24 protein-coding genes are annotated in these 25,039 nt (G+C 35.4%); 16 read left to right on the top strand and 8 right to left on the bottom strand.

Annotated elements, in window-relative coordinates:
* Positions 1 to 127 precede the first annotated feature (127 nt).
* The 10 genes from DS745_RS18455 (at position 128) to DS745_RS18410 (ending at position 13,328) form a co-directional block, all read left to right on the top strand.
* Positions 128 to 1,000 (top strand): AraC family transcriptional regulator, encoded by an 873-nt coding sequence (locus DS745_RS18455; protein ID WP_129079687.1) that lies wholly within the window; start codon positions 128 to 130, stop codon positions 998 to 1,000.
* A gap of 127 nt (positions 1,001 to 1,127) precedes the next feature.
* Positions 1,128 to 2,855 carry a methyl-accepting chemotaxis protein gene (locus DS745_RS18450; RefSeq protein ID WP_161568309.1) on the top strand — a complete coding sequence of 576 codons (1,728 nt, stop codon included), beginning with the start codon at positions 1,128 to 1,130 and terminating at the stop codon, positions 2,853 to 2,855.
* A 372-nt stretch (positions 2,856 to 3,227) separates the two neighbouring features.
* Entirely contained in the window at positions 3,228 to 4,523 is a 1,296-nt protein-coding gene (locus DS745_RS18445) for an extracellular solute-binding protein (protein ID WP_129079685.1), read from the top strand.
* 65 nt (positions 4,524 to 4,588) lie between these two features.
* Positions 4,589 to 5,905, top strand: a complete 1,317-nt coding sequence (locus tag DS745_RS18440) for a sugar ABC transporter permease (RefSeq protein WP_129079684.1) — start codon at positions 4,589 to 4,591, stop codon at positions 5,903 to 5,905.
* 5 nt (positions 5,906 to 5,910) lie between these two features.
* On the top strand, positions 5,911 to 6,753 hold the full coding sequence (locus DS745_RS18435) for a sugar ABC transporter permease (RefSeq protein ID WP_129080094.1): 843 nt from the start codon (positions 5,911 to 5,913) through the stop codon (positions 6,751 to 6,753).
* A 128-nt stretch (positions 6,754 to 6,881) separates the two neighbouring features.
* On the top strand, positions 6,882 to 9,260 hold the full coding sequence (locus tag DS745_RS18430; RefSeq protein WP_129079683.1) for a glycoside hydrolase family 31 protein: 2,379 nt from the start codon (positions 6,882 to 6,884) through the stop codon (positions 9,258 to 9,260).
* Positions 9,261 to 9,332: 72 nt separating this feature from the next.
* On the top strand, positions 9,333 to 10,370 hold the full coding sequence (locus tag DS745_RS18425; protein WP_129079682.1) for a LacI family DNA-binding transcriptional regulator: 1,038 nt from the start codon (positions 9,333 to 9,335) through the stop codon (positions 10,368 to 10,370).
* Positions 10,371 to 10,697: 327 nt separating this feature from the next.
* Positions 10,698 to 11,792, top strand: coding sequence for an AI-2E family transporter (locus DS745_RS18420; RefSeq protein WP_421721831.1), 1,095 nt, complete (start codon positions 10,698 to 10,700; stop codon positions 11,790 to 11,792).
* Positions 11,793 to 11,926: 134 nt separating this feature from the next.
* Entirely contained in the window at positions 11,927 to 12,883 is a 957-nt protein-coding gene (gene pfkA, locus DS745_RS18415) for a 6-phosphofructokinase (protein ID WP_129079681.1), read from the top strand.
* A 76-nt stretch (positions 12,884 to 12,959) separates the two neighbouring features.
* On the top strand, positions 12,960 to 13,328 hold the full coding sequence (locus DS745_RS18410; protein WP_129079680.1) for a rhodanese-like domain-containing protein: 369 nt from the start codon (positions 12,960 to 12,962) through the stop codon (positions 13,326 to 13,328).
* Between the two features lie 39 nt (positions 13,329 to 13,367).
* Here DS745_RS18410 and DS745_RS18405 read toward each other — a convergent pair whose 3' ends face one another.
* Positions 13,368 to 13,502 carry a DUF3941 domain-containing protein gene (locus DS745_RS18405; RefSeq protein ID WP_129079679.1) on the bottom strand — a complete coding sequence of 45 codons (135 nt, stop codon included), beginning with the start codon at positions 13,500 to 13,502 and terminating at the stop codon, positions 13,368 to 13,370.
* 169 nt (positions 13,503 to 13,671) lie between these two features.
* On the opposite strand from DS745_RS18405, the gene DS745_RS18400 reads away from it, so the two are divergent.
* Both DS745_RS18400 and DS745_RS18395 read left to right on the top strand, forming a co-directional pair.
* Complete coding sequence (locus tag DS745_RS18400) at positions 13,672 to 14,475, top strand: YitT family protein (protein ID WP_129080092.1); 804 nt, start codon at positions 13,672 to 13,674, stop codon at positions 14,473 to 14,475.
* A complete protein-coding gene (locus DS745_RS18395; protein ID WP_129079678.1) occupies positions 14,450 to 14,926 on the top strand; it encodes a BsuPI-related putative proteinase inhibitor in 477 nt (158 codons plus the stop codon). Before DS745_RS18400 ends, DS745_RS18395 begins: the two co-directional genes overlap by 26 nt.
* Before the next feature lie 6 nt (positions 14,927 to 14,932).
* On the opposite strand, the gene DS745_RS24675 is transcribed toward DS745_RS18395, so the two are convergent.
* The 5 genes from DS745_RS24675 to DS745_RS18375 form a co-directional block, all read right to left on the bottom strand.
* Positions 14,933 to 15,103, bottom strand: coding sequence for a hypothetical protein (locus DS745_RS24675; RefSeq protein WP_161568308.1), 171 nt, complete (start codon positions 15,101 to 15,103; stop codon positions 14,933 to 14,935).
* 41 nt (positions 15,104 to 15,144) lie between these two features.
* Entirely contained in the window at positions 15,145 to 18,162 is a 3,018-nt protein-coding gene (locus DS745_RS18390; protein WP_129079677.1) for a DEAD/DEAH box helicase, read from the bottom strand.
* Complete coding sequence (locus DS745_RS18385; protein ID WP_129079676.1) at positions 18,152 to 19,738, bottom strand: SWIM zinc finger family protein; 1,587 nt, start codon at positions 19,736 to 19,738, stop codon at positions 18,152 to 18,154. Before DS745_RS18385 ends, DS745_RS18390 begins: the two co-directional genes overlap by 11 nt.
* A gap of 138 nt (positions 19,739 to 19,876) precedes the next feature.
* Positions 19,877 to 20,182, bottom strand: a complete 306-nt coding sequence (locus DS745_RS18380) for an AzlD domain-containing protein (RefSeq protein ID WP_129079675.1) — start codon at positions 20,180 to 20,182, stop codon at positions 19,877 to 19,879.
* Positions 20,182 to 20,952, bottom strand: a complete 771-nt coding sequence (locus DS745_RS18375; protein WP_241657864.1) for an AzlC family ABC transporter permease — start codon at positions 20,950 to 20,952, stop codon at positions 20,182 to 20,184. The genes DS745_RS18380 and DS745_RS18375 overlap by 1 nt, the downstream gene beginning before the upstream one ends.
* 114 nt (positions 20,953 to 21,066) lie before the next feature.
* Here DS745_RS18375 and DS745_RS18370 point away from each other — a divergent pair, with 114 nt between their 5' ends.
* Positions 21,067 to 21,321, top strand: a complete 255-nt coding sequence (locus DS745_RS18370) for a DUF6154 family protein (protein ID WP_241657883.1) — start codon at positions 21,067 to 21,069, stop codon at positions 21,319 to 21,321.
* Between the two features lie 56 nt (positions 21,322 to 21,377).
* On the opposite strand, the gene DS745_RS18365 is transcribed toward DS745_RS18370, so the two are convergent.
* Positions 21,378 to 21,935 carry a hemerythrin domain-containing protein gene (locus DS745_RS18365; protein ID WP_161568307.1) on the bottom strand — a complete coding sequence of 186 codons (558 nt, stop codon included), beginning with the start codon at positions 21,933 to 21,935 and terminating at the stop codon, positions 21,378 to 21,380.
* Positions 21,936 to 22,092: 157 nt separating this feature from the next.
* Here DS745_RS18365 and DS745_RS18360 point away from each other — a divergent pair, with 157 nt between their 5' ends.
* Complete coding sequence (locus tag DS745_RS18360) at positions 22,093 to 22,290, top strand: hypothetical protein (RefSeq protein ID WP_129079671.1); 198 nt, start codon at positions 22,093 to 22,095, stop codon at positions 22,288 to 22,290.
* On the opposite strand, the gene DS745_RS18355 is transcribed toward DS745_RS18360, so the two are convergent.
* Complete coding sequence (locus DS745_RS18355; RefSeq protein WP_129079670.1) at positions 22,287 to 22,661, bottom strand: DUF1360 domain-containing protein; 375 nt, start codon at positions 22,659 to 22,661, stop codon at positions 22,287 to 22,289. The genes DS745_RS18360 and DS745_RS18355 overlap by 4 nt on opposite strands.
* 363 nt (positions 22,662 to 23,024) lie before the next feature.
* Here DS745_RS18355 and DS745_RS18350 point away from each other — a divergent pair, with 363 nt between their 5' ends.
* Entirely contained in the window at positions 23,025 to 23,480 is a 456-nt protein-coding gene (locus DS745_RS18350) for a flavin reductase family protein (protein WP_129079669.1), read from the top strand.
* Positions 23,481 to 23,502: 22 nt separating this feature from the next.
* The gene (locus DS745_RS18345; RefSeq protein WP_129079668.1) at positions 23,503 to 25,002 is read left to right on the top strand and encodes a 4-hydroxyphenylacetate 3-hydroxylase family protein; all 1,500 of its coding nucleotides are present in this window, start codon (positions 23,503 to 23,505) and stop codon (positions 25,000 to 25,002) included.
* Positions 25,003 to 25,039 lie beyond the last annotated feature (37 nt).

Raw genomic sequence — 25,039 nt, 5'->3', positions numbered from 1 at the left:
TTTACCTTTAAAATTGGACAAAATCGAATTTTGAAGTATTCTTATTGTAAAGGTTTTTTTACCTGATTTAAAGATATAATATCGATTATTATTGGACTTTTACGACCTATAATAAAGGAGAGAATTTATGAATACGCTAACATTTCAAGTACCACCTTTTCCTACCTATATAACTGGTGGTGAGGATTATTTTAAAAAAGGTAAGAAACACATGAAGAGGGTTTTTTCAGTGTTCGATATCTTAATTGTAAAAAAGGGTTGTATTTACATGATTGAAAATGACGAAAAATACGATGTGAAGGAAGGAGAGTATTTAATTCTCGTTCCGGGATTTGAACATGCTAGCTATCAGCCTTGCCAAACAGATACCTCTTACTATTGGATCCATTTTCAACTAGAGGTTCCATATGAATTGAAAAACCTTTCTGATATTAACTGGGGGTTGATTGTAAAGCAGGATAGGACGTATACGGAACCTGCAAAGCATACATTTCATTTACCACGATATGGAAAGATAGGAAGTAAGGAGTTTATCTTCCATGAAATTGAACGTCTGTATTCTTTAAACGAAGCCAATACTCCTGAAAAACGGTTGAAGGAACAAATTGTGTTTCAGGAGCTTATTTTACAATTGCAATCTGATTCCATTAGGATTCCATCGAGCGCTGAACAAGTGACAAAACAAACAATAACGTTTATCCAAACTCATTATAAAAACGACAAGATTAAAATGGAGACTATCTCAAAAGAGCTATTGTTTCATCCAGACTATATTACTCGATGCATGCAAAAAACAATTGGAGTTACTCCAATGCAATACTTAAACTTCTATCGGCTTTCCGTAGCAAAACAACTACTTTCAACAACAAATGAAAAACTAGAAGCGATTGCTAAGCAAGTAGGGATATCCGATAGCACCTACTTTTCTAGACTTTTTAAAAAAGTGGAAGGAATTACAGCAATGGAATATCGTAGATTAGTAAAGCGTGAGGGTAGATAATACTAAATCTTTAGTCCTATCTTTGCGTTTTCTTGCAAGAAAACTATTGGAAGCGCTTTTAATTTACGGTAAAATAGAGGTGTATAACTGCAACCGTTTGCGCAATTTAATATTCGGAGGAATGTCTATGAAGCAAAAAGGAAAGCGCACAGTAAAGGTCATCCACAAGTTGTTTTTATTAAATTTTCTATTAATCTTTGTCATTGTGAGTTCAGGGGTGTTCATCTATTACAATAACAATAAGGTTATAGGTCAGTTTAATGATTTTAAGGAGATAGACGTTGTCCAAGAAGATTATAATCATTACATACATTTAATGAGTGCAATTGCGATTAATAACTATGAATTAATTACTAGCGGCTACTCTAAGGCTAATGTAAATAAGCTAAATGATCGCTTAAAAGAAGCAAATGAGCAATTTATTAAAATAGTTCCCTATTTCCAAAGTGTTGACGAACTAAGTAATCATCTTCTTCGTTTGGAAGAAGTTCTAATTTCTTATAATGACATAGCTGAAAATCATTTCTCAAAAATGTTTGTAGGTGAAGAAATCGAAAGAATAAAAAATCGAATTACTCCTATCGTTTCGAGAAATGAAAATACAACAGCTAACGTAAATGATCGTGTCATTAACCACTTCATGGGTATGAAAAAAGCTTCTGAAGAAAGCCTTTTACAATCCTTACAGCAAAGTAACCAAACACTACTAACAAGTATCGTTGTTTCTATTATTTTTTCAGTTTTTATTGTCATTATCTTTGGAAGAAATATAAATAGTGGCGTTAAGTTAATAGTTCAACGTATCCAAGCATACAAGCAAGGAAATTATTCTTATAGAAGTTTAACTAAACGAAAAGACGAATTTGCTTTTATTGATGCTTCTCTAGAAGACTTAGGAAAGACTATTAATAATACGATTGAGAAAAATGTAGCTGCTGCAGATTTAGTCTACAATTCCACAAAAAATCTTATAGTTTATTCAAATAGCAATGTAGCAGCATCAACTAATATTAAAAACCTAATTAGTGAGATCCATCAACAAGTGTCAGGGCAAGTTGATCATACAAATTCAATTTCATCAGTAACTGAAGAAGTTTCGGCTAGTTCCGATGAGATAGCAGTGGCTTCAGATATTATCCAAAGAAATATGGAACAAACGAACAAAGAGGCAAATGATGGGGTTAAGAGTGTAACAAATTTAAATAAGTCCATAAATGAAGTCTCTGAAGAAATGAACTCATTAGTTCCTGTAATAAGCAGTGTTGTTGAAAGGCTCGAACATATTTCTAAGTTCCTACTAGGGATCGACGAAATCACAAGTCAGACAAATTTACTTGCGTTAAATGCTTCAATAGAAGCAGCTCGAGCAGGAGACAAAGGAAAAGGTTTTGCAGTTGTTGCTAGTGAAATTCGAAAGCTATCGACCCAGACAAATCAATTTTCAGAAAAAACAAAAGAAGTGATAGGATTAATCCGGGAAGATACTTCTAATGTAGTTCAGAAATTTCAGGTCTTTCATGACCTGTTTAATAATGCGGAAAAAGTAGCTAACGATATCACCATAACTTTTTATGATATCTCTAAAAATACTAGGAATTTAAACACTCAAAATACAGAGATTACTAGTGCAATTGAGGGGATCTCTGGTGGTATTAATGAAGTTGCTCATTCAATATTAGAGTTAGCGGAAACAACTTCGACTTTATCAAACCAAACAGAAATTATCTTGCAGGATATTTCGGTGCAGGATCAAAATATGATTGAAATGGACGAGTTAGTTCAACGTTTGCAATTGACTGCAAATGATCTTATGAGGACGATTGCACTACTTAAAAATGAGAGACACCTAGATTGACAAGAATTTTTAACAAAGTTCCTTAAAAAATACTTGTAATCTGATTTGGGCATAGTATAATAAAGTTAAAGAAAGATCATGCAAGCGATTTCATAGATTTTTGAGTAGCTTGCTTTTCTTTTGAAGATTTGCGCAACCGTTTGTCTGATGTTTAATGAACGCTTTACATAATTGTCGTTAATCAAAATGATTATTTGAGAAATTCAGGTAACGAGAAATTCACGTAAGTCTATGGTATAGGTTTTAAGAAATGATGATAAATTAAACCTAGGCTAACGCAGTGGGATTGACTCGTTTAATAATGACATATTTAGTAAGCGGTTCATTTCACATACTTAAAAACCTTACAAAAATTAAAGGGGGAAATAAGAAATGTTTAAAAAATCAACATTACTTACACTTGTACTAATGTTAGTGTTCTCACTAATGTTAGCTGCTTGTGGACCACAACGTGAAGAAGCTCAGCCAACTCCAGCACCAGCTGAAACAGGTGACGCTACTACAGATGATGCTACTGATGCTGATCTTCCAGCAAAACCAGAAAGCTTAACTATGTGGGTTAACGATGAAGAAAGCCAGTTACAAGCTTACGAAGAAATCACTGCGAAATACGAAGCTGAAAGAGGAATTACTGTAAATATCGTTCCTTTCTCAATGCTTGATCAACTTGATGCTTTATCATTAGATGGACCTGCTGGTCTTGGGCCAGATTTATTCTTCCATCCGCATGACCGTGTAGGTTCAATCCACTTACAAGGTTTAGCTGCTGAGTTAGAAGTAACTGAAGAAATGCTTGCTGGTTACCCAGAAGGAGCTATTCAAGCACTTAGCTATGAAGGTTTCCAATATGGTATTCCTGCTGTAATCGAGACTTATGGTTTATTCTATAACACAGATTTAATCCCAGAAGCTCCTCAAACTATGGATGAGTTAGTGGAAATTGCAAAAGGATTAACTAATGCTGCAAATGATGAGTATGGTTTCTTAATGGAAGCAACTAACTTCTATTTCACATACCCATTCTTAGCAGGTCCTGGTGGCTATGTATTTGGTCGCGATGCTGAAGGTGGATACAACATCGAAGATATCGGTTTAGGTAACGAAGGCGCAGTACAAGGTGGACAATTAATTCAATCTTGGTTTGAAGAAGGATTAATTCCTCGTGGTATTACTGGAGACGTTATGAATGGTTTATTTAGACAAGGAAAAGTTGGAGCTGTTGTAACTGGTCCTTGGAGTATCCCTGATTACGTTGCTGATTTAGGAGATAAATTAAAAGTTACGACTTTACCTACAATTGACGGTAAAAACTTAAACTCTTTCTCTGGAGTTAAAGGCTGGTTCGTATCTGAATATAGCGAAAACAAATATTGGGCTACTGATTTAGCTCTATTCATTACAAATGCTACTAACGGCGAACATTACTTCAACGTTGCTGGAGAAATTCCTGCTCGTACTGACGTAACAATTGAAGATGAGTTAAGAAATGGTATCCTTGCTCAAGCTGAATTTGCTGAGCCAATGCCAAACGTACCTGAAATGTCTCAAGTTTGGACTCCAATGGGAGACGCGTTACAATTCATCTCTAATGGTGAAGATGTAGCTGAAGTATTACAAGAAGCAGTAGATCAAATTGCAGAACAAATTGCACTAACTGCTGGCAACTAAATTAAATCATGGGCGGGAAAGGAATTCCTTTTTCGCCCCACTTATTCAAGCAGGAGGATGCTGATATGTCGTCTAAAAACGAACAGCAAAGTTTAGAAAGTAAGAAAAAAGTTAATAGTCATAACCCGACTCTAGCTACCCTGTTATCATTTGTACCTGGATTAGGTCAATATTATAACCGAAGATACATTAAAGGTTCGATCCTTTTTATTCTCTTTGCTGCTTTCATAATTGCCTTTTATGACTTTTTAAACATCGGTTATTGGGGTTTATTTACGCTAGGAACTGTACCTCGTATTGATGACTCAAGGGTTTTATTAAGTCAAGGTATCATTTCACTTATTTTGACAGCCTTCGCTTTAACGTTCTATGTTGCTAACATCATCGATGCACGTAAGGACGCAAAGAGAATACAAGAAGGGTGGACAATTCCTTCAATGAAGGATGCATTCCGTGATGCATGGGATAAAGGCTTTCCATATCTTCTTGTTGGACCAGGTCTATTCTTATTAGTTTTTGTTGTAATATTTCCGTTACTATATATGGTTTTCATTGCCTTTACAAACTATAGCTTATACAATTCACCACCAAGGCATTTACTTAGTTGGGTAGGTTTTGATAACTTTAAGGCACTTATTACAATGCCAATTTGGCGAAAAACATTTTTCACCGTTCTTTCTTGGACAGTAATCTGGACAGCGGTAGCTACATCATTACAAATTGGTTTAGCTATGTTCTTAGCTATTATTGTTAATGACCCAAGGGTAAGGTTCAAACGCCTTATTCGAACAGTGTTAATTTTACCATGGGCAGTTCCTGCTTTCGTAACGATTATTATTTTCTCAGCAATATTTAATGATAATTTTGGTGCAATAAATCGAGATATTATTATCCCGTTGTTTGGTGGTGATGGTATACCTTGGCTGACAGATCCGTTCTGGACTAAAGTAGCTTTAATTTCTATTCAGACTTGGTTAGGTTTTCCGTTCGTATTTGCACTATTTACAGGGGTTTTACAAAGTATTTCTTCTGACTGGTACGAAGCAGCCGACATTGATGGGGCCAACCGTTGGCAAAAGTTTAGTAATATTACGTTCCCGCATTTAATGTTTGCAACTGCACCATTATTGATCATGCAATATGCAGGGAATTTTAATAACTTCACCATAATCTACCTATTTAATCAAGGTGGTCCTGCAGTCAGGGGACAAAATGCCGGTGGAACTGATATCTTAATTTCATGGGTATACAAATTAACATTTGAAACGAGCAATTTTAATATGGCAGCAGCAATTTCCATTCTCTTAGGATTAATGGTTGCAACCTTTGCCTTCTTCCAATTCAGAAAAACAAAGTCCTTTAAAGAGGAGGGTAATTACTAATGGCTATGACTAAAAAAACGAAAAACTTTCTAGAATTAACAGTGATTTATGCAGTTATTGCAGTCATGTTTGTGATTATCTTTTATCCAATTCTTTGGGCATTTGGCCTTTCACTAAACCCAGGAACGAGCCTATATGGAGCGAAAATGATCCCGGATAACTGGTCATTTGTTCACTATGAATGGTTGTTCTTTGATCCAAGAAGTAATTATATTCAGTGGTATAAAAACACGTTATTTGTTGCTTTTATAACATCAGCTGCATCAACGTTCTTTGTATCATTAGTTGCCTATGCATTTTCTAGATATCGTTTTACTGGACGTAAATATGGGTTATACGCATTCTTATTACTACAAATGTTCCCTGCTCTAATGGCGATGGTTGCTTTATTTATTATCTTAAACTTCATTGGTTTATTAGACTCTTTATGGGGCTTAATTCTTATTTACGTGGGTGGATCTATCCCAATGAACGCCTTCCTTGTAAAAGGATATTTTGATACTATTCCAAGAGAGCTTGATGAAAGTGCGAAGATTGATGGTGCAGGACATTTCCGAATATTTTTCACAATCATGCTTCCTCTTGCAAAACCAATTTTGGCTGTAGTAGCATTATTTAACTTCATGGGACCATTCATGGATTTCCTTTTGCCAAGGATCGTTTTAAGAAGTTCAGATAACTTTACACTAGCACTAGGGTTGTTTAACTTCGTTAATGATCAGTTTGCCAATAACTTTACAAGGTTTGCTGCAGGAGCAATGCTAATTGCAATTCCTATTGCACTTATCTTCTTAATGTTACAACGTTATCTAATAAGTGGTTTAACATCAGGAGCAACAAAAGGATAATAACATCCCAAGTGGACGAATAGATACGGGCTAAGGATTCTCTTGATATTTTTCCTTTACCGTATCTTTTTCTTTGCTATTCAAACAATAAGACAAAGCATTTATGCAAATGTATAGGAGGAAACAAAATGCAAGATACAAGCTTTGCAATACATCCAGGAACCAAAAAACAATTAGTCGGTGAAAACTTTAAAGAAGTCGGTAGACTAAAATCTTACTCTGTTAAAGACGGAGTCGTTTCACTAATCACGGAAAGCGGCTTTGCTTCTATCTCAATCTTTAATGAAAACATAGTAAGAATTACAATGAATCCTAAGCAAGAGCCCATTACAAAAACGAGTTTTGCTGTAATTGGAACAAATGAAAAAATTACACCAGATGTAACTGAAGAGGAAACAGAATTAACTATTAAAACAAGTAAGTTTATGCTTAAAGTAGCTAAAGATCCATTACGCATCTCAATCTTTGACAAGGATGGCAATGTCATCGTTGAAGAAGAAACAAAAGGCATGGCATATAATGAAACAGGTGAAGTCGTTTGTTTTAAAAAAATGGAAGCTTCTGACCACTTTTATGGTTTTGGAGAAAAGACTGGTTTCTTAGACAAGCGTGGCGAAAAAATGGAAATGTGGAACACTGATGTTTATGCTCCTCATAACCCTGAAACAGATGCTCTTTATCAATCAATCCCATTTTTCCTTACACTAAGACAAGGGAAAGCTCACGGAATTTTCTTCGATAATACAGGAAGAACACACTTTGATTTGAGAACAGAAGTTGATACATACTCGTTTAAAGCAGAGAGTGGACAACTTGACTATTACGTTTTTGCTGGACCTTCATTAAAGGATGTATTAGGGCAATATACTACCCTAACAGGAACAATGCCATTACCTCCAAAGTGGGCATTGGGTTATCACCAATCACGATATAGCTATGAAAGTGAAGAGGAAGTAAGGGAGTTAGCAAATAACTTCCTTGAAAAGAAAATTCCTCTTGATGCTATCTATCTTGACATACATTATATGAATGGTTACCGAGTGTTTACATTTGACCATGATCGTTTCCCGACACCTAAAGCACTTATTGAGGATCTTAAGAAGGCCGGTATTAAGATAGTACCAATCGTAGATCCAGGTGTGAAAGAAGATCCTGAATATCCAACGTATCAAGAGGGTGTTCGAGGCAATCATTTCTGCAAATATATTGAGGGTAATATCTACTTTGGTGATGTTTGGCCTGGGAATAGTGCATTTCCTGATTTCACATCTACAGAAGCACGAAAGTGGTGGGGTGAAAAACACAAGTATTATGCTGACTTAGGTATTGAAGGTATCTGGAATGATATGAACGAGCCTGCCATCTTTAATGACACAAAGACGATGGATGTGAAAGTTATTCATGAAAATGATGGTGATCCAAAAACACACCGTGAATTGCATAATCTTTATGGTTTTTTCATGGGAGAAGCAACTTACGAAGGAATGAAAAAACTGCTAAACGGCAAGCGGACTTTCTTACTTACGAGGGCTGGGTATGCAGGTGTTCAAAGATATGCCTCAGTTTGGACTGGTGATAATCGAAGCTTCTGGGAGCACTTACAGTTAGCCCTACCAATGTGTATGAATTTAGGAATGTCTGGCGTTGCTTTTTGTGGACCTGATGTCGGTGGCTTTGCTCATGATACCTCAGGGGAATTACTAATTCGTTGGACTCAATTTGGAACATTTACACCGTATTTCAGAAACCATAGTGCTATTAATACACTTCGTCAAGAGCCTTGGTCCTTTGGTGAAGATGTTGAAGGGCTAGTAAAAAAATATATTGAGCAAAGATATGTTTGGTTACCACATTTATATACGTTGTTCCGTGAAGCTAATCAGACCGGTGTACCTGTGATGAGACCGCTTGTTCTAGAGTATCCAACAGATGAGAATACGTTCAATTTATCTAATCAATTTATGATTGGGGATAATGTCATTGTCGCTCCAATTATGACACCAACTACGAGCCATCGTGTGGTTTATTTACCTGAGGGGAACTGGATTAATTATTGGACAGAAGAATCGCTAGTTGGTAATAAACATCATCTCGTTGAAGCTCCGATTGATATTTTACCGATCTTCATAAAAGAAGGTACAATTATTCCTCATGGTTCAGTAAAACAATCAACGGCAACACCGGAAGATGAAATTACGTACCATGTTTATCTTGGCGAAAAATCAAATGCCTCATACCGCTTATACGAAGATGATGGTGCAACCTTCGGTTACGAGTCAGGAGTTACATTCGAGCAAGAAGTTACATGTGAGAAAGACGATAAAACAATTACTATCTCAGTAAAAGAATCTAACGGAAGCTATGACCCAACGTGGAGCAAAGAAACGTTTGTTATTCATCATTGTGATGCAAGTGTTGAAGTTGAAATTAATGGAGACGTAATTGACAAAGGTAACAAAATCTATAACGAAAGTAATAAAACTTTAAAAATTACGATACAAAGGTAAAAAAATACATTGTTAAGCTTTAGAATAATAGCTAAACTAAAATATAGAATATGCAAGAAATGAGGAGGAACTATGGCGGTAACAATAAAGGATGTTGCAAAGTTAGCAAATGTTGCGCCTTCCACCGTGTCTCGAGTAATTGCTAATAGTCCGAGAATTAGTCAAAAAACAAAAGATAAAGTACGGGAGGCAATGGAGAAGCTAGGTTATCATCCAAATTTCAATGCTAGAAGCTTAGCTAATAAAAGTACCAATACAATTGGAATAGTGATGCCTAGTTCTGCAAACAAGGCATTCCAAAACCCGTTTTTCCCTGAGGTAATTCGTGGGATAAGCACGAAAGCCCATCAAGAAGGATATGGTTTATACTTATCCACTGGACAAACAGAAGATGAGATATTCCAAGAGGTTGTTCACATGGTACAAGGTGGCAGAGTAGATGGGATTATCTTACTCTACTCTCGAATAAACGACAGAATTATGCCATATTTGAAGCTACACGATTTTCCTTTTGTCCTCATTGGGCGCCCCTATGGTGAGCAAGAGCAGGAAATCACATATGTAAATAATGACAACTATAAAGCGGCAAAAACAGTAACGGAATATTTGATTTTACTTGGACATCAACATATTGCCTTTATCGGTGGTGAACTAGACTTTGTAGTCACTATTGATCATAAAAGAGGATATGAACAGGCACTCCAAAATGCCAATATCCCGTTAAAAGATGAATATGTCGTATTCCATCAGGAGCTACAAGAAGGTGGGCAAGATGCAATCATAGAGTTGATGAGTCTCATGCAACCACCTTCTGCTCTTGTAGTCTCAGATGATATTATGACATTTGGTGTAATGAGAATGTTAAACGAAATGGGCATAAACGTACCAGATGATATATCGATTATTAGCTTTAACAATGTGTTAGTTTCTGAAATGTCGTCACCGCCAATGTCTACAGTTGACATTAATATATTTGGGTTAGGTTTTGAGGCGACGAACTTAGTAATTGAGAAAATTAAACAACCTGAACTAGAGCCAAAAAATGTGATTATTCCTCATAAATTGGTGAAACGTCAAACGTGTAAGAAAGTTGTTTATCTGAATAGTTAAATCAAAAAAGAGTAGGAATTAATAATTCTTACTCTTTTTTGTATATGGCTGTTTTCGCAAAGTTTGTTGCTTTCGTAAAAATCCCAAAAGCCGGATTTTTACACAAATTACTAAGAATTCACCACTAATTTAGTAAGTAAAGCTCTTTTCTTACATAATTTATTGGCTGATATCTTCATCTAGGGTATTTTTCCGATAATTTTTTAGGATAGAAAAGCCACAATGTATACGAAAAGAGCTTTGTATATAGAATACTGTAGACTAATGCTGTAATATGTAAAATATTCCATGTCTATGGTATAATTGTCTTATTGTTAGAAAAGGTAGGTGTCTAGTTTGGCTAATTATAAATGGTTTCGTGTAAGTTTAGGTATTATTATGTTTTTTCTCATTATATATTTGGGAACGCTTGTACAATTTATGTTTCGACCAATCGTTGTATTTGTGGAAACCTTATTTTTCCCGATGTTACTAGCAGGTGTCTTATATTATCTATTTCGTCCAATTGTCAATCTATTGGATAGGAAAAGAGTTCCAAAAACCTTAGCAATTATCATTATATACTTAGCAGTTGTTGGGCTAGTTACCCTATTAGTATTAATAGTAGGGCCAGTCCTACAAAGACAGGTAAACAGTCTTGTCAACAATTTTCCATACTTGATCAATGAATTCAGAGCGCTTATTATTCAATTACAGGAAAACGAATGGTTTAATCGTTTTCAGGCAACTGATACTTTTTCTTTAGACAAATTATCAGCAAATATGACGCAGTATATTAATCAAGCCTTTAATATTATTAGCACTAATATATCTGGTTTGGTAAGTTTTATTGCAAACTTAGTGATTATTTTCATCATTATTCCATTTATTCTTTTCTATATGCTTAAAGAAGGGGAGAAAGCTCCACAGCAAGTGATAAGATTTTTACCTGAAAAGCATAGAAATGAAGGAAAGAAGATACTTGGCGATATGGATGTAAAGCTAAGTTCTTATATTCAAGGACAAATTTTAGTTAGTTTATGTGTTGGTATTTTAATGTATCTGGGATTTTTGATTATTGGAATTGAATACTCGTTAATTCTTGCTTTAATTGCGATGTTTACAAATGTAATTCCCTTTGTAGGGCCTTGGATTGGTACTGTACCTGCAGTTATCGTAGCATTAATTCATTCACCTTTCATGGTGGCTAAAGTATTAATTGTAATCATTGTTGTCCAACAGTTTGAAAGTAACTTTATTTCTCCACAAATAATGGGGAAAAAACTTGATCTTCATCCTCTGACAATTATCTTGTTATTAATTGTTGCAGGTAGGTTTGCGGGTATTATCGGTATGATTTTAGCTGTTCCAACCTATGCAGTACTTAAAGTGGTGATTAGCCATACATACCGACTAATAAGGCTTAGGAATAAATTTGAATAAGTGATACTAGAGTGTGAAATCAATTCACACTTTTTTTTGAAAATATAAATAAGGAATTATTTGTTATTAAAAACTATTTAACGTAAATATTAATAAAAGGTCTTAGTAGTTATGTAAATAAAAGGAGGTATTTTATGAATATAGGGATTTTAACTTCAGGTGGAGATAGTCAGGGAATGAATAGTGCTATTCGCGCGATTACTCGAACTGCGATTGTTAAAGGGCATAAGGTTTTCGGAATTCAAAAAGGTTACCAAGGGTTAATGGAAGGCCTATTTATTCCTCTAGATTTACGTGATGTGGGAGATATACTTCATCGCGGTGGGACGTTTCTACAATCGGCAAGATCATTAGAGTTCAAGGAAGCTACTGGCCAAGAAAAAGCGCTTGCGAAATTAAGAGAAGCTAACATAGATCATCTGGTCGTAATTGGTGGTGATGGAAGTTATCATGGTGCTTTAGCATTATATGAGAGAGGCTTTCCTACCTATGGGCTTCCAGGAACAATTGATAATGACATTGCTTGCACAGACTATACCATTGGTTTTGATACGACAGTTAATCTAGTTGTAGGTCTGATAAATAATGTTCGTGATACGTCAACCAGTCATGAAAGGACAAGTATCATTGAAGTTATGGGAAGAGGTTCAGGGGATATAGCCTTGCATGCTGGAGTTGCTAGTGGAGCAGATGTGATCATTATTCCTGAGGTTGAATGGTCAATGGATGAAGTCTGTCAAGTAATACACGAAGGCTTTAATAGAGGAAAAAAACATGGAATCGTTGTTGTTGCAGAAGGAGCTGCAAGTGGTGAGCATGTAGCCGAAGAAATAGAAAGAAAGACTGGACTTGAAGCAAGGAGTACAAAACTCGGATATGTTCAACGAGGTGGTAGCCCTTCGGCTTTTGATCGTATTCTAACAAGTAGAATGGGTGATAAAGTAATTGAATGTATCGAGAGTGGTATCTCAGGGGTAGCTATAGGAATTGAAGGTGGCGAGATTACTTCCCATCCTCTAAAGGAAGTGTTAAGTAAAAAATCTACATTTGATGTAAAGCTTTATGAGATTGCGAAAAACCTATCTAAGTAAAGCATAATACTTGTTTTTGTATGGGGGATTATGTAAAGTTAAAGGAACAGTAAAGCTTTGAAAGTGAGGAACAAATATGTCCTTTATGCATGAAGGTGTGAAACAAATTGAGCTTAATGAGCTTAAGGATATTCTAAGTAACAAGCCTGAAAATGTAATTATTATTGATGTTAGAGAACAGGAAGAATATGATTCTTTTCACATTCCTGAAATACCATTAATACCAATGTCCAATTTCCCAAATATAATTGATGATTTAAAGAAAGATAAGGAATATATATTAGTTTGTCGTAGTGGTAGTAGAAGTCATAATGTTGCTCGTTTTCTGAAAGCGAATGGGTTCGAAGAGGCTCATAATTTTTATGGTGGTATGCTAACTTGGGATGAAGAAGTCCATACAGGTCCAGAAAATGTAATCACTGATCTAAACAAATTATACGAGTAAAGAAATGATAAGGGGGGCAAACATTGTCCCCCTTATTAATTATAAGTGATTTGTCTTCTTTGAGTACTGTCGCTCACCGCGTTCTTCCGCATTTTTTTCCTTTAATACATTTTTCAAATGACGTTCAGCATTATGATCTTGTTTCTTTTTGTCATCGTCTTTTGTATGTGGCATAAAAATTACTCCTTTCACCTAAGTTTCGTTATATTATGTCCTTGTTGAAAATGACGTATGTATAGAGTAAGTTTAGCATTAGATCTGTAAAATGTAGGTATTTTGTTAAAGATTGGGTATAGTAAAAAATAATGAAAGGTGGTTAGAGGTCTTGGAATTACTTAAAAACATGGTGATCTATATCGTTGGAACTTTTCTAATCGCTGTAAGCTTAAACTTTTTTCTCATCCCAGCAAATGTTTTTGCGAGTGGATTTACTGGTATTGCCCAGATACTAGCAGCAATGACACCAATTTCAACGGGAATATCACTTTTTTTGTTGAACATCCCGGTTGCTATTTTAGGTTGGATGAAGATCGGTAAAAAATTCACGATTTTTAGCTTCGTGAATGTTGCATTATCAACTGTTTTTCTAGAGATTTTACCTATTGTAACAATTTCTGAAGACATCTTACTAAATTCTGTTTTTGGTGGTGTCATTATGTCTATCGGAGCAGGAATGATCTTAAAATACGGATCATCGACAGGTGGAGTTGACATTATTGCATTAGTCTTAGCAAGATATAGTGATCGACCATTAGGTACATACTTCTTTATAATCAATGCGGTTATCGTTTTAACTGCAGGACTAATTTTTGATTGGGAAAAAGCCTTGTATACTTTAGTTACCTTGTATGTTGGATCCAGGATAATTGATGCTATTCATACCCGCCATGTGAAGTTGACAGCTATGATAGTCACTAGCAAACCTGAAGAATTACAACAGGCTATACATGAACAACTCACTCGCGGGATAACTAGAATTCCCGCAAAAGGTGGCTATACAAAGGAAGAAAAAGAAATGTTAATGATTGTTATAACCCGTTACGAATTATACAACTTAAAACAAATTATTGCGGCAGTTGACGATAAAGCATTTACTAACATTGTTGAAACAGCAGGTATATATGGCTTATTTAGAAAAGAAGACTAGTCTTTTGGCTTTTATTTGTATGTTTAGCCTGTTAGTTGGTTGTGGGACAAACGAGAGGAGCATAGAATATAGTGTTGGTGGTAACGACAATATGACATCAATTCTAAATGTTATGAAAGTGGGGAATGTAATGAGGTTTAAACTTTCATTAACGAACGAAACAGATGAGAAGGTCTTCTTGCAATTTCCTTCAGGTCAACAATTTGAAATCATTGTAAAAGATCAAAGTAGCAACGTTGTCTATAAGTATAGTGAAGGAAAGATGTTTACGATGGCAATTGTTACGAGAGAAATGGCACCAGGTGAAACGCTTGTATGGGAAGACGAATGGAATGAAGCGGTCCCTGGTACATATGTTATTACTGGTGAACTTCAAATCATTTCTGTTAATGGAGAAAGTGTTGATCGAAATCAATTCATTACTAAGAAAACGATTAATTGGGAGAAATAGGCGCACCTATTTCTCCTTTTGTATTAAATCATCTTCTACTCGGTCACCCACAGCCTTTAGAAAGTTAACCCATTCCTTGCTTAGTACTTCTTTGTTTAATGGGGCAGTTTCAATCATTGGGGTTTGTTTCATTTTCCAATAAGAGTCGAAAGGTTCTGGTAAATTATCTTTTGTCATAGAGATTACCTCGCTTACTGTTTGAGTTTAGACGGCTTGCGCTAGGATAAACTTGAAATTCTTAGCTTTAAGAAGTGTTCTAGTTCATCTGTTGTAAGCTCTGACATTTTATTTTCATTAGTATTTAAGATTTGATCTGATAGTGCTTGTTTCTTTTCAAGCATTTGATGAATTTTTTCCTCAAGTGTACCTTTGGTTAATAACTTGTGAACCGTAACATCCTCTGTTTGACCGATTCGATAAGCGCGGTCGGTAGCTTGATTTTCAACAGCCGGATTCCACCAACGGTCATAATGAATGACGTGGGTAGCAGCTGTTAAGTTTAAACCTACACCCCCAGCTTTTAAAGAAAGAATAAAAAATGGTACATCTTCATTCATAAATTTCCAAATAAGCTCTTCGCGTTTATGTCGTTGCAAGCTTCCATGTAGAAATGGTATTTCAGTATCAAACATTTCATTTAGCCCTTTTTGAATGAGGGTACCCATTTCTTTGTATTGGGTAAAGATAAGCGCTTTTTCCTGATTTGAAGCTATAGTTTCACATAAAAGTATTAGTTCTTCCCACTTTTCTGAGCGATTTTCTAGGTTACCGCCATCTTTTAAATAGTGGGCAGGGTGGTTACAGATTTGTTTAAGTTTTGTTAGACTACTTAGGATTAAAGCACGTCTTTCCATTTCAGAGACAGTGTCTATACGATCAAAAAGATCATTAATTACTGCCTGATATAAACTTGCCTGTTCAACCGTTAAACCAACGCGATGGACAATCTCACTTTTACTTGGTAATTGTAAATGTATATGTTTATCCTGTTTTGTTCTTCTTAGTAAGAAGGGTGATATCATTACTCTTAATTCATTAAGTTTTTCATTTGATTGTTCAACCCCTTCAATTTCCTTAATATAGACTTTGGAAAATTGCTGGTATGAACCTAAAAAATGATCATTAAGAAGATCAATAATTGACCATAGTTCTTTTAACCGGTTTTCAATTGGAGTTCCTGTTAATGCGATTCGATGAACTGCCTCAATTTCTTTAATGCTCCGTCTTTGTTTCGTTTCTATATTTTTTATGTGCTGGGCTTCATCTAAGATGAGAGTTTCCCATGGTTGCCCAGTCCAGATTACCTCGTCACGGACGGCTAAGGAATACGAAGTGATTACGATATCTACATCTGTTAATGTTTTCAGAAGTTCTTCATCTGTTGAACGTTGCTGTCCATGATGTACGTAAACCTTTAAGGACGGAGCAAATTGATGTAATTCGTCTTCCCAATTCCCAATCAGTGATGTCGGACAAATTAGCAAATACGGGTGCTTTAGTTTCCCACCGTATAGTTCCTTAACCGCAAGTAAATAAGAAATGGTTTGAATGGTTTTACCAAGACCCATGTCGTCAGCAAGACAAGCACCAAAACCAATTTTTCGCATATTTAACAACCAAGAAAAGCCGGCATGTTGATAGGGTCTTAAAGAACCATTAAGACCTTGTGGGATAGGTGCCTTATCCCAAGAATGTTTAGTAAGATCACTTAGCATAGTTGTAATTTTTTTGTTCCAATGAGCTTCCCAACGAATATTTTTTTCGTTTTCTTCTTGAAGTTGTAGTTGAAACGCCTCTATATAAGTGAGCTTTTTTTTATTTTTATAGGCTTCAATTTTAGACTGTATTTGTTGGGCTGCATTCACGTCCCAAAACACCCATTTGCCTCTTAATTTTACAATTGGTCTTTTATGGTTGACGAGTTCTTGAAATTCTTGTTCAGTGACAGATAGACCAGCCACTGAAATGGAATAATCAAAATCGGCAATCGCTTGCCAATTTAATAGTGGTTCTGCCGTTCCTCTTATTTCATGTATGTCCTTTTGCTTTAGGGTCACAGCAAAATGATCCTCTTTTTTATTCCACCAACTAGGAACTAGAACAGCAAGGCCTAACTCTTGGAATGCTAAATCATTGCTTGCTACTAGTTCATATGCCTCATCGATAGACACTTTAATAGATGGTGTTGATAGTGAAAAGCGCTGAAATAGTTCTATCCTGCTTTTTCCCTTTTGTAGTACATCTTTAAAGAAAGTAATAGGGTTATCTCGCCATGGGTGCTTTCCTACTAGAAGATCAGCGACATCAATCATTAATGTTTGATCAACACGATCTTGAATAAAAAGTGTTAAATTCCAAAGATCTGTTCCTCTATCTTCTTCAACTCTTAGTCCAAGTTTAAAAGGAGCTACTTCTACAGCACCAATACTCTCTAAAAATTGTTGATGAATTTCATGTGAGGTAGTCATTTGAGCATCTTCTTTAATACTGGCTAACATAGTTTTTATTGCTGGTGTTTGACTTGTATTTAATTCCTTATAAGCCCTAACGACATTTGGGTCTGTATTTAGGATGTGAGTAAGGTATTGGTTTACAAATTCAAGACAAAATTCTCTTAACGATGTTTTTTCATTTGCTTTGTCAATCAGTGAAGAGTTAACAGGGATAAGCGATAATAGTGAAGGTGGTACAGCCTCCAGCCAATCAGCAAACTGAAACGTGGGTAGATCCCACAATCCATTAGGATTTGGTAATAGATTTCCTGATTTAATTTCGTTCAAAAGCGTTTTTAATAGAATTTGGATAAATAAGAAATCATCAGCTAGCTGCCATTCTTCATTATTGGTGATATTTATGAGAGTTGAAATGAAAGAGTAACTCTCATTTAGTGAAATCTCAAGTCCCTGTATAGGGAATAAATGATGCTCATAATTGGCTGGTACATGATATACAGGAACATTTCCTGCTTCACTATAAAATAAACGTTGATCAAGTGGAACCTGTATATGACATTCACAAGTTGGTAGAAACGTCCCGTAAAAAGAAGCTTGGTGGGAACGGAATAAAGCTAACTTTAATTCAAAGGGAGAATATAGAAAAGGATATTTAAAGGGTTCGATATCCACATACTTTTTGTGTTTTTTCTGTTCTCCCCATACCACTAGACTGTAGCTACCTTTTCCTTTTAAGATACCAGCATGAACGATAATTGGATTTGGATTGTAATTATTTATCAATTGTCTTCAGCTCCTGAATAAATGCCCGAAAAGTTTTAAATCTTTGTCTTAAGCCGTGAAGGTAAGTAGCAAATATTGCAGTTTTGTCTATTTTTTCATAAATAATCTTTAATTGTTTTATGTAATAAGCCGCTTCTTCGTAATGTACACGAGATTTTTTTTGAACTAATCGTTCAACTAATTGGTGGTAAAAGGGTAGAAGTAAAGCAGGTTGCTGTTTCATAACCATTTTTAATAGTTTTTCAATTTCTGGCGTAAGGGAATTCACTTCTCGTTTCTGAATTAGTAATGAAGCAATACCTTCTTGAAATAATTCTTCTTCGCTTATGATTTGATAATAGGTTGCTTCGGTCTGTGGTCGAAACAGATTTTCCTTTAGGTTTGGTAGGATATATCGTAGAACAGTTTTTTTTTCAATATCCCCCATTTTTTTCATACGTGATTTATAGCTTATAAAGGAGGGTTGCTCAAGCCAGTTCTTCCAAACGATTGTTAGTTTCTCTTCGCTTGTTCCTGTTTCAACCAACATATCCTCATAAAGGTTTCCAAGAATAGTTCCTTGTTTTGGTTTCTCGTAGGGAAAGAATAAATCAAACCAGTGCTTCATCATCACATAATCATTTTTTTGCTCCATAATAAAGAAGTGATCAATTAAATCGCTAGGATGTAGTCTTGTTTTTAATTCTTTTAATAATGAGAGTGAACGTACGCCATCATTTGCTTGAAGAAAAAGTAGACTAGCAAGCTTTGTTATGAAGAGATTGCTGTTGTTATTTTTGACTAATAATAATTCAGCATATTTAATCAAGGTAGTTTCTCTCTCTTCACAAAGTAGCCAGGTTGCAATTAATTTCTCGTACGGTGAACCATTTTCTTGTTTTTCCAATAACTCAAAAAGTAAACCAGTATACCATTCGTAAAAAGCTGATCCTTTAAGCACTTCTTCCTTAATCGTGGGATATGCCTGCTGTAGTAATTCATTAAAGAATGCTAAAAAGCGATTTTGTCTGAAACGATAGGTTTCATATTGATTGGCTTTTTTATATAAGCCATCAATTAATACTGTAAGTGCTAAAACCTGAAGCTTAGTGTTTTCTGGATTAACATTTTTTTTGATTTCCTCAAAAAACTGTTTAATGATTAGGTTTGAATGTTCATTACTGAAATGACCACTTTTAGAGAGTAACTGATAGATACTTTCTACAAAAGGTATCAGATCGTGTCCTAATTGAGCCATTGTTTTAGCCGGATTTTCGAATGAATAATCTGAGTTCACAATTACTGAAAGCGTTGAAGCATTATTTAGTAGTTTTTTTAGTTCATACAGGACAGCTACCATATGTTTGCATTTACTCTCATACGGACAATCACAATGACTTAGTGCTAAGTTCTCTAAATTTAACTCCACATTGTAAGTGTTTGCTCCAGTTACAGATGCCCTAAGTTTATCGTTGTTTATATCCATCTTGGAAACATTTCCGTTGTAAAAATACTGTTGACCTCTCTCAACAATTCTACTCTGAAAAAACTGTTGCAAAAAGTTATCTACATCCATTTCTAATTGCTCTTTATTCATAAGTCACCACTTAGTTTACAAGTTTTAAATTACTCTATTGAAAAGCGCAAATGGGAATATCCCCCATGAACTTTTCTTATCATCTCTTTATTGTAATACGAAAAGGTACAAAAAAACAAATGACCCATATACATGGGTCTAAAATAAAAAAGAATATATAGTTAGTACGGTAATGGAACTTATGACAACAATTATTAAATTAGCTCCGAAAAGAGCAACTGACAAGGCTGTGATACCACCAATAATTCCAAACCAAATATCCTCTTGGATATACAAAACTCCCGGGAAGATTAGTGCTCCTAAGGCGGCATACGGAACGTTTTGTAATACTGCTTTTACTCTAGGGGGCATTTCTTTTCCGTTCATTGTTATAAGAGGAAGTACTCTAGGAATATAAGTTACAATCCCCATTCCTAAAATAATGATTAGCATTGTTGTTGACATTATCCACACTCCTTATCAATGTTTTCCTGATGAGCATCCATCATGTTTGTCTTCTTCGAATAAAGTACCTCAATTCCTGTTGCTGAAGCTAACGTAGCTATAATAATTGCCCACCCGGTAGGAATAAACAACGTAAGTATTGCATTAAGAAAAGCTGCAAAGCATGCGAGCATGATTATTTTTCGATGTTTTTTTAATGATGGAACTAAAAGTGCGATAAATAATGCGTAAAGTGCAATGGACATACTTTTTTGCAAAATCTCCGGTAGCGAAGTACCAATGATATAGCCAATTCCTGAATTAATGACCCAACTTGAATAGGCGAGACAACCAACCCCTAATATATATGGACTTGTAAGTTTTCCAGCTTTTGTCGAGGTGACCGCAAATACTTCATCAGTCATTCCAAATGCATAGACCCCTTTAATAATTGGGTTATCTTTCTCGGCTTTTTCACTAATTGCAGTACTCATTAATAAATGGCGTATATTAATAATGAACGTAGTAAAAATAATCTCAAGAGCGCCGGTTCCAATCGCAATTAAACTCAATGCCATATATTGAGAAGCACCTGCAAAAACAAAAGCGCTCATGCCAATTGTCTCAAGAAGTGTTAATCCGGTTGTTTCGGCTATGAAACCAAAGGTTAAAGCAACTGGTAAATACCCAAGGGCAATACTTAAGCCCGCATAAATTCCCTGAAGAAATTCAGACTTTTGCTTATGTATAGAAGGAAATAACATTGTTTTAAAATCTCCTTTATCGTGCATAATAGAACTATTTTACTCCTGCAGGGGTAAATCTGTAAATGTAGAACGTGAAATGTCGTCAGTAAAAATTGATCTACGCTACTCTACATAAATGAAAGGGTGATTTGTTTGAAGATGATCCATGATGTTTATAAGATGTATAAGGATCACTTAACAGGTGATGAAGAAGATATATTAGTCATTGTTTATGGTATTTTAGATGGGTTTAAAAACGAGGATTATTTGCGTCTGTTCCAGGAACTTCATCCTGATGAAAAGTTTGAGATGACTGTTCTTTATTTATTTGAAAAATTGCGTTTGAAAATCGCTCAAGAGGGGTTAGGACATATAGGTAATGGGGACGATCAGGATGATCGTATTTTACACTAAAAAGAGGAATTTTGATTGAAGTATTCACATTCAATCAAAATTCCTCATATTATTTTTTAAACCAATTGTGCAAATTTATTAGAAAGTTCTATCTTTTCATCGTCAGATAACATTTGTTCTGCCATCGGAAATAAAATGTTTTCTTCCTTCATAAAGTGGTCCGTTAAAGTCATGTAGACGATTTTCAAGTGGCGGAAAATAGTAAGTGCTTCATCTTTAGTAATGATTTTCTTTTCATTTTTAATGCTTTCTACCTTGTCCATAAATTCTTTTAAATTTAATTTTGCTGTATTGTGTTCGTACTCCATAACTGCTATTGGTCCACCTTCTCGACCAATATATTTTACCATCATTTCAAATAAGATATCTTCCTCTCGATCAGAATGAGGCTCTAATTCTTCAATAAAAGCTGTTATTTTAAGATGAAGATTGTTAATAGCATCGTTCCAATCTTCTACCGAATTACTTGATTCGTAAGACAATACCAGCTGATTAAATTCAGCCATTTTTGCAAGTAGGGAAGGATGTTCATCAATTAATTGTTGTAAGGGAGCACAATAATTTATTTCTTTAGGATTGCCAAAGCCTCCAAAACAAGGTGAGTTATGATTCATAATTAGTTCCTCCTTGGATAACAAGTGATATTTCATTTCTATAATGTAAGTTTAGCTTAATCTCTACTTGTGGGAGGTGATAAACGTCACAATAACAGAAAAAGAAATGTGCATGTAGAAAGTTCCATAGGGGAAATTTATATACGAGGTGATAAAAGTGTATACAAATGAAGAACTAAAAGAAATCTTACAATCATCATTAGATCACGAAGAAGAAATGATGAGGACCTATCTAATTGCTGCTGAACGAATTGATGAAAGTGAGGAATTAAAGCTCAGGCTTAGAGAATTTGCAGAAGGAAATGCGAAACGTTCGCGCCAATTAATCGATGAGCTAAAACGATTTATTAATTAATGGTGGCTGTGTTTACTCAAAGCTTGGATGGCTTTTGTTCCTACACCAACGAATGTCTCGATAATGGTTTGTCCACCAGCAATAGCAAAAATAAATATGATTGGAATAAAGATGGTAGGGTAAAGCAAATAACCTAATCCAATAATAATTGCACTCCATACTCCTGCACACCAATAGCAATTTAATAGGTAACCCAGCTTAGAGTCAGGAACGTTCTTAGTTCGTGTGTGTCCATTTTCTTCAACAACAGTTGTTGCTTTTAAAAAAGGTTTTCTTATAAATTCAGTGATTTTATCAAATACAATTAAATGAGTAAATCGATAACTCGCTAGAATAATCATAATGAACATCATCCAACTTATCTCAACCATTACCATTTCCTCCTAATTATCGGTGCTGTACTTTACATGGTATTTACTAAAATCATTAATTTAATACAAAACTATTTGAAGCAGTTTTATTTAATTGCAAGCCCTCTATCATTGAAAGATAGGGGGCTTAATCTTTTTCGATTAATGGGAAAAAGTAATTCTTTTTAATATTTTTTTTGAGATTTCACAATATGAAATAATCTGATAGTTTGCAATATTCAAAAACGTTAAAGTAGTAATATAAACAAGGTGTTAATAGTGCAAATCTAGTTGAAAGGTAGTTCGAGACTATTTTTTTAGATTTCATTATTTTAAATTCTTATTAGTATAAATCCTTGTATGAAATTTGGAGGTGGTTGAGTAATGGATGTTAGAGAACTAAGAAATTGTTTTGGGCGTTTTGCTACTGGTGTTACAGTTGTGACCTGGAAGACAGATGATCATGAATACAACGGTATTACCGTTAATTCGTTTACTTCCGTTTCCTTAGACCCTGCACTAGTATTAGTTTCAATTGATAAGAAAGCAAAAGCTTGTCAAGCGCTTGAAAACAGACCGTTTGTTGTAAATATTCTAGCAAGCAATCAAGAACCAATCGCTTGGCAGTTTGCCGGTCGACCACAAGAAAAGCTTACTCTTGAATGGGAAGAAACTGAAGTTGGACCTAAAATAGCTGGTGCAATAGCAACAATAGAGTGTATACCATGGAACGCCTATGAAGGTGGAGATCATATTCTTTTTGTTGGTGAAATAAAAGCTTTTTCTTATAACGATAAAGATGCCTTAATGTTTTTTAAAGGGAAATTTATTAATAATTAAGCTTATAAAGAGGAGGAATATTATGGGTATTAGAACAGGGCAACAATATATTGAAGCGATTAAATCACGCCAACCTGAAGTATGGCTTGGAGGAAGAAGGGTAACAGACGTCTACAACGAACCTGTATTTCAACAACCGATTAAAGAAATTGCTAAACTATATGACCTTCAACACGACCCAGACTATCAAGACCGAATTACCCACGTTTGTGAAGAAACTGGAGAACGAGTAAATAATGCATTCCTAAACCCAACTTCAAAAGATGATTTGAAAGCTCGGAGCGAATTGTTTGAAGTATATGCTAGAGCTACATTCGGACTTATGGGCCGAACGCCAGACTTCTTAAATGTTGTAGTTACTGGAATGGCAAGTAACTCGTGGTTCCTCGATAAATACAATCCGGATTGGTCAAAAAATATTAGAAACTATTATCGATACATTCGTGACAATGACTTATTTTTAACGCATGCCATCATTAATCCTCAAAATGATCGTAGTAAAGCTTCCTACGAGCAAGAAGATATGTTCACTCATTTAGGAGTTGTGGAAGAGAAGCCAGAAGGTCTAGTGGTACGCGGTGCAAAAATGCTTGCAACTCTAGCACCAATTACTGATGAAGTAATCATCTATTCTTTTCCAGGGTTTCAGCCTGGTGATGAAAGATATGCTTTAGCGTTTGCAGTTCCAATTGATACTCCAGGATTAAGACTTCTCTGTCGGGAACAGATGCAGGATGGCAAGCGTTCTTACTTTGATCATCCTTTAGCATCACGATATGAGGAGATGGATGCCGTATTAGCCTTTAATGATGTTGTCGTTCCATGGGACCGTGTCTTCTTGTACAACAATGTTGAAGCTGCTAATCTATTATATCCAAAAACAGGAATTGCCCAGCAACCTGCGCATCAATCAGGTGTTAGAGGATATGTAAAACTGGCATTTGCAGTTGAAGTAACTTGTAGATTAGCAGATTCAATTGGAGTCGATAATTTTTTGAACGTTCAAACTGACTTAGGCGAACTTGTCCAATCGGTAGAGGTCATTCGTTCTCTCTTACGTGTAGCTGAGTATGAGTATGAGACTACAGAGACTGGAGAAGTAAGGCCAGCAGCTGCACCACTTGAAACTATTAGAGGGATGCTACCAACAATGTATCCACGTGCGATAGAGGTCATGCAAACCATCGGTGCAGGCGGGTTATTAATGTCACCAACTGGAAATGACTTTGCAAATACTGAACTAAGAGGAGATCTTGATAAATATTATGCAGGCCGTGCTGGAGTTTCTGCAGAGGATCGAGTCCGTCTTTTTAAACTAGCTTGGGATTTATGTGGAGAAGCATTTGGCCAACGTTTACTACAATACGAGCGTTATTACACGGGGGACCCTATTCGAAAGAGAGCAATTTTTTATAATCAATACAAGCGTAAAGCTACATTCTCAATGGTCGATGATGCTTTAGATGGAGCAGCCGAATTGTTGAAAAATGACGACAAAAAAATAGAACGAACTGTAAATTGATAAAGGTATATCCATAATTATCTAGAATACGTTAGCA

Origin of the sequence: Anaerobacillus alkaliphilus, assembly GCF_004116265.1 — a bacterium.
GTDB classification, from domain to species: domain Bacteria; phylum Bacillota; class Bacilli; order Bacillales; family Anaerobacillaceae; genus Anaerobacillus; species Anaerobacillus alkaliphilus.
This window is presented reverse-complemented; position numbering and strand designations above follow the sequence as displayed.